This window comes from Pseudoroseomonas cervicalis ATCC 49957, assembly GCF_000164635.1.
Lineage (GTDB): Bacteria > Pseudomonadota > Alphaproteobacteria > Acetobacterales > Acetobacteraceae > Pseudoroseomonas > Pseudoroseomonas cervicalis.
Window position 1 is genome coordinate 94,251 of record NZ_GG770777.1, and the last position, 4,785, is coordinate 99,035.

Annotated in this window: 5 protein-coding genes; all 5 read right to left on the reverse strand. The window is 74.5% G+C overall.

What is annotated here, in order from left to right:
- Positions 1-35 precede the first annotated feature (35 nt).
- A complete protein-coding gene (gene lexA, locus HMPREF0731_RS00390) occupies positions 36-773 on the reverse strand; it encodes a transcriptional repressor LexA (protein ID WP_007001985.1) in 738 nt (245 codons plus the stop codon).
- Between the two features lie 136 nt (positions 774-909).
- Positions 910-2,115, reverse strand: a complete 1,206-nt coding sequence (locus HMPREF0731_RS00395) for a molybdopterin molybdotransferase MoeA (protein ID WP_007001986.1) — start codon at positions 2,113-2,115, stop codon at positions 910-912.
- Positions 2,115-2,546, reverse strand: a complete 432-nt coding sequence (gene moaC / locus HMPREF0731_RS00400) for a cyclic pyranopterin monophosphate synthase MoaC (protein ID WP_051014672.1) — start codon at positions 2,544-2,546, stop codon at positions 2,115-2,117. The genes HMPREF0731_RS00395 and moaC overlap by 1 nt, the downstream gene beginning before the upstream one ends.
- Before the next feature lie 71 nt (positions 2,547-2,617).
- Positions 2,618-3,427: an indole-3-glycerol phosphate synthase TrpC gene (trpC, locus tag HMPREF0731_RS00405; RefSeq protein ID WP_007001988.1), complete on the reverse strand. Its 810-nt coding sequence runs from the start codon at positions 3,425-3,427 to the stop codon at positions 2,618-2,620.
- 57 nt (positions 3,428-3,484) lie between these two features.
- Positions 3,485-4,519: an anthranilate phosphoribosyltransferase gene (gene trpD, locus HMPREF0731_RS00410; protein ID WP_007001989.1), complete on the reverse strand. Its 1,035-nt coding sequence runs from the start codon at positions 4,517-4,519 to the stop codon at positions 3,485-3,487.
- Between the last annotated feature and the right edge of the window lie 266 nt (positions 4,520-4,785).

Below are 4,785 nucleotides of genomic sequence, written 5' to 3' on the forward strand. Positions count from 1 at the left end.
AGGCCGCCCGGCGGCCGGGGCGGAGCCGCCGCCGCTCAGTAGCGGCGCAGCAGACCCACCAGACGACCCTGCACCTTGACCCGGTCGGGGCCGAAGATGCGCGTCTCGTATTGCGGGTTGGCGGCCTCGAGCGCGATGGAATTGCCCTTGCGGCGCAGCCGCTTCAGCGTGACCTCGTTCTCATCCACCAGCGCCACCACCACCGAGCCGTTCTCGGCGGTGTCGCCGCGGCGGATGATGACGGTGTCGCCATCCAGGATGCCCATGCCGATCATCGAATCGCCGGCGACCTCCAGCGCGTAATGGTCGCCCTGGCCGAGCAGCGCCATCGGCACCTCGACGCTGGCGCCCTGGTCGCGCAGCGCCTCGATCGGCAGGCCGGCGGCGATGCGGCCATAGAGCGGCAGCTGCACCGCCCCGGCCTCCGCCGCCGCATGGGCGACGCCGGGCAGGTTCTGCGCGAAATTGCCGCGGATGACATTGGGGGCGAAGCCCGGCGGCGGCTCGGCGGCGGCGGGCGCCTCGGCCGTGGCGGGCAGGGCGCCCGACTGCGCCAGGCTCTCGGGCAGGCGGATCACCTCCAGCGCGCGGGCGCGGTGGGCGCGGCGGCGCAGGAAGCCGCGCTCCTCCAGCGCGGTGATCAGCCGGTGGATGCCGGATTTGGAGCGCAGCTTCAGCGCGTCCTTCATTTCCTCGAAAGACGGCGAGAAGCCGGTGTCCCGCAGGTGCCGGTCGATGAAGGTCAGCAACTCGTGTTGCTTGCGGGTCAGCATGGGGGGCGCTCCCTGGCGGCATGGGGCAGCCGCGAACAAAGCGGCAACCAGAGAGATGTTCTACGAAAGTTCTTTTGCGGCGGTCAACTGCGGAATGTCGTATTTTCCGCGACTTGCCGCGTTTCCTGGCGGTTGCTCAGAGGCCCAGCTCGGAAAGCAGGAGGATCTCCACCGTCTCGCCCTGCGGCAAGGCGGGGGCGTGCGGGGCACGGCGCAGCAGCGCCTCGGCCCCGGCCAGCACCCGCAGCATCGAGCTGTCCTGGCGCTGCGCCGCCGTCACCATCAGCTGCCCCGCCTCGCCACGGGTGACGAAGGCGCGCAGGTAGTCCTCGCGCGCGTCGTTCTGCGGCAGGGCGGCGGCGGTGACGGCGCGGCGGAAGGGCGGCGCGGCGTCGGGCAGGCCGCCGAGCCGGGCCATGGCCGGGCCCAGGAACAGCACGGCGCAGGTCAGCGCCGAAACCGGGTTGCCGGGCAGGCCGAGCAGCGGCGTCTCCCCCAGCCGGCCCCAGATCAGCGGCTTGCCCGGCCGCATGGCGATCTTCCAGAAATCCACCGCCAGCCCCAGCGGGGCCAGGGCCTTCTGCACCAGGTCGTGCTCGCCCACGCTGGCGCCGCCGGTGGTCACCAGCAGGTCACAGCCGCGCGCAGCGCCGGCCGAGGCGGCGATGCTCTCCACCCGGTCGGCGGCGATCGGCAGCAGCACCGGCTGGCCGCCATAGGCGCGCACCAGCGCCGCCAGCGCATGCGCGTTGGAGGAGACGATGCCGCCCCGCGGCAGCGCCTCGCCCGGCAGCACGATCTCGTCGCCGGTGGCCAGAATGGCGATGCGCGGCGCGCGGTGCACCGAGAGCCAGGGATGGTTGGCCGCCGCCGCCAGCCCGATATCGCGCGCCGTCAGCCGGCGGCCGGGATGCAGCAGGATGTCGCCGGCGCGGAAATCCAGCCCCTCGGGGCGGATCCAGCGGCCGGGCCGCACCGCCTCGCGCAGCGTCACCACGCCGTCGCCGGCCTCGGCATCCTCCTGCAGCAGGATGGCGTCGGCGCCCTCGGGCAGCACGGCGCCGGTGAAGATGCGCACCGCCTCGCCCGGGCCGACCCGGCCGGCGAAGGGGTGCCCGGCCGGGGCGCTGCCGACCACCCGCAGCGTCGCCCCCGCCGCGCCGTCCCCGGCGCGCAGGGCATAGCCGTCCATGGCGGAGAGGGCGGCGGGAGGCTGCGTCAGCCGCGCCGCCACCGGGGCGGCCAGCACGCGGTTCCAGGCTTCGGGCAGCGCCACCGTCTCGGCGCCGGTGGGGGAGAGGGCGGCGAGGATGCGCGCCCTGGCTTCCTCGACCGGCAGCATCAGGCGGCGTCCCAGCTACCGGATTTGCCGCCGGATTTGTGCGCCAGCCCGATCGCCTCGATGCGCATGCCGCGGTCGATCGCCTTGCACATGTCATAGACCGTCAGCGCCGCGACCGAGACGGCGGTCAGCGCCTCCATCTCGACGCCGGTCGGGCCGGTGGTCTTGACCCGCGCCTCGATGGCGATGGCCGTCTCGCCCTCCGGCACCAGGTCGAGCTGCACGGAGGAGAGCGCCAGCGGGTGGCAGAGCGGGATCAGGTCGGCGGTCTTCTTGGCGGCCATGATGCCAGCGAGCCGCGCCACGCCCAGCACGTCGCCCTTGCCGATGCCGCCCGCCCGGATGGCCGCCAGCGTCGCCGGCGCCATCTCGACCCGGCCGCGCGCGATGGCGAGCCGCGCGGTGGCCGGCTTGGCCGAGACATCGACCATCACGGCGCGGCCCTCGGCGTCGAAATGCGTCAGCCCGCCGGGGCCGGCGGGCTGCTCCCCCGTGCCGCCGCTCACCCGGCCTGCACCATGGCGCGGGCGGCGTCGGTGACGTCCGGCTGGCGCAGCAGGTGCTCGCCCACCAGGATGCAGCGGGCGCCGGCATCGGCCATGCGGCGCACATCCTCCGGCGTGCGCAGCCCGCTCTCGGCCACCGGGATGCGGTCGGCCGGGATCAGCGGCACCAGCTCCTCGGCGGTCGCGAGGTCGGTCTTCAGCGTGCGCAGATTGCGGTTGTTCACCCCGATCAGCCGCGTGTGCAGGCCGAGCGCGCGGTCCAGCTCGCGCCGGTCATGCACCTCGGCCAGCACCGCCATGTCGAGGCTGCGGGCAATGTCCTCCAGCTCCCGCGCCTGGGCGTCCGACAGCGCGGCCAGGATCAGCAGGATGCAGTCCGCGCCCATCGCCCGGGCCTCGAACACCTGGTAGGGGTCGATCATGAAGTCCTTGCGCAGCACCGGCAGGGCGCAGGCGGTGCGGGCGGTCACCAGGTCGGCCGGGCTGCCCTGGAAATAGGGCGCGTCGGTCAGTACCGAGAGGCAGGCGGCGCCGGCCTCCTGATAGGCGCGGGCCAGCTCCGCCGGCTCGAACGGATCGCGGATCAGCCCGCCCGAGGGCGAGGCCTTCTTGATCTCGGCGATCAGCCCGATCCGCCCCTCGGCCACAGCGGCGCAGAGCGCGCCGGTGAAGTCGCGCGGGCGGCCGAGGTCGCGGGCGCGCTTCTCCATCTCGGCCAGCGGGGTCAGGGCCGCGCGCTCGCGCACCTCGACCTCCTTGTCGGCCAGGATGCGCAGCAGGGTGTCCGGCAGGGTGTCAGCGTTCATCGGTCTTCTCGGCGCGAGGGGCGCGGCATTCGGTCGGGTGGGGCATGCGCCGGGCCATCAGCCCGGTGCGGCCGCGGGCGGCGCGGCGGGGGCGGTGGCCTGGCGGAGCTTGCGCAGCACCCCATGCGCGGCCCCCTCGTCGATGGAGCGGGTGGCGCGGGCGGCGGCCTCGCGCAGATCGGTCGTTGCGCCGGCGACGACAAGGGCCGCCGCCGCGTTCAGCACCACGCAGTCGCGATAGGCGCCATGCGCGCCCTGCAGCAGCGCCTCCAGCGCGGCCGCGTTCTCGGCCGGGTCGCCGCCGCGCAGCGCCTCCAGCGGCGCCTCGGGCAGGCCGGCATCGGCGGGGGTGATGGTGAATTCGCGGATCACCCCGCCCTTCAGCTCGACCACCTGGCTGGGGCCGGAGAGCGTCAGCTCGTCCAGCCCGTCGCCATGCACCAGCCAGGCATGCTCGCTGCCGGTGCGGGCGAGCGTCTCGGCCATCGGGCGCAGCCATTGCGGGGCGAAGGCGCCGGTCATCTGCCGCTTCACCCGCGCCGGGCTGGTCAGCGGCCCGAGCAGGTTGAAGATGGTGCGCGTCCCCAGCTCGACGCGCGGCCCGGCGGCGTGGCGCAGCGCGGCGTGGTGGCGGGGGGCGGCCAGGAACACCATGCCGGCCTCGCGCAGCACGCGCTCCAGCTCGGCGAAGGGCAGGTCGATATTGATGCCGAGCGCCGTCAGCGCGTCCGAGGCGCCGGATTTCGAGGACAGCGCCCGGTTGCCATGCTTGGCCACCGGCACGCCGCAGCCGGCGACCACGAAGGCCGCGGCGGTCGAGATGTTCAGCGTGCCGGCGCCATCGCCACCGGTGCCCACCAGGTCGATGGCGTTTTCCGGCGCCTCGATGGCGGTCATGCGGGCGCGCATGGCGCGCACCGCGCCGGTCATCTCCGGCACCGTCTCGCCGCGCACGCGCATCGCCATCAGCATGCCGGCGATCTGGGCGGGCGTCGCCTCGCCGCTCATGATCACGCCGAAGGCGTGCTCCGCCTCGCTCTCCGCCAGGCGCTCGCCGGCCGCCAGTCGGGCCAGCACGGGTTTCAGGGACATCAGGGCATCATCCGGGCAGGGTCGCGCACGGCGCAGCGTGGTGTGGAGGCAGCGGGGTGCGGCGCCGATCCGTCCCGCCCTGGCAGGCCGCCACGCCACCAGCGCCCGGCCGCATCGGCGGGATGGCGGCAGGGCGGGGGCGGGGCGGGGGGCGGGTGGCGCGGACTCATGCTGGCGGGATCCTTCGCCCGTGCCGCCAGCGCGGTCAAGCACGGGTCCGGCAAGGTTAGCGGTCTGGTCATCCGACAACAAGCGGGGGGCTGGCC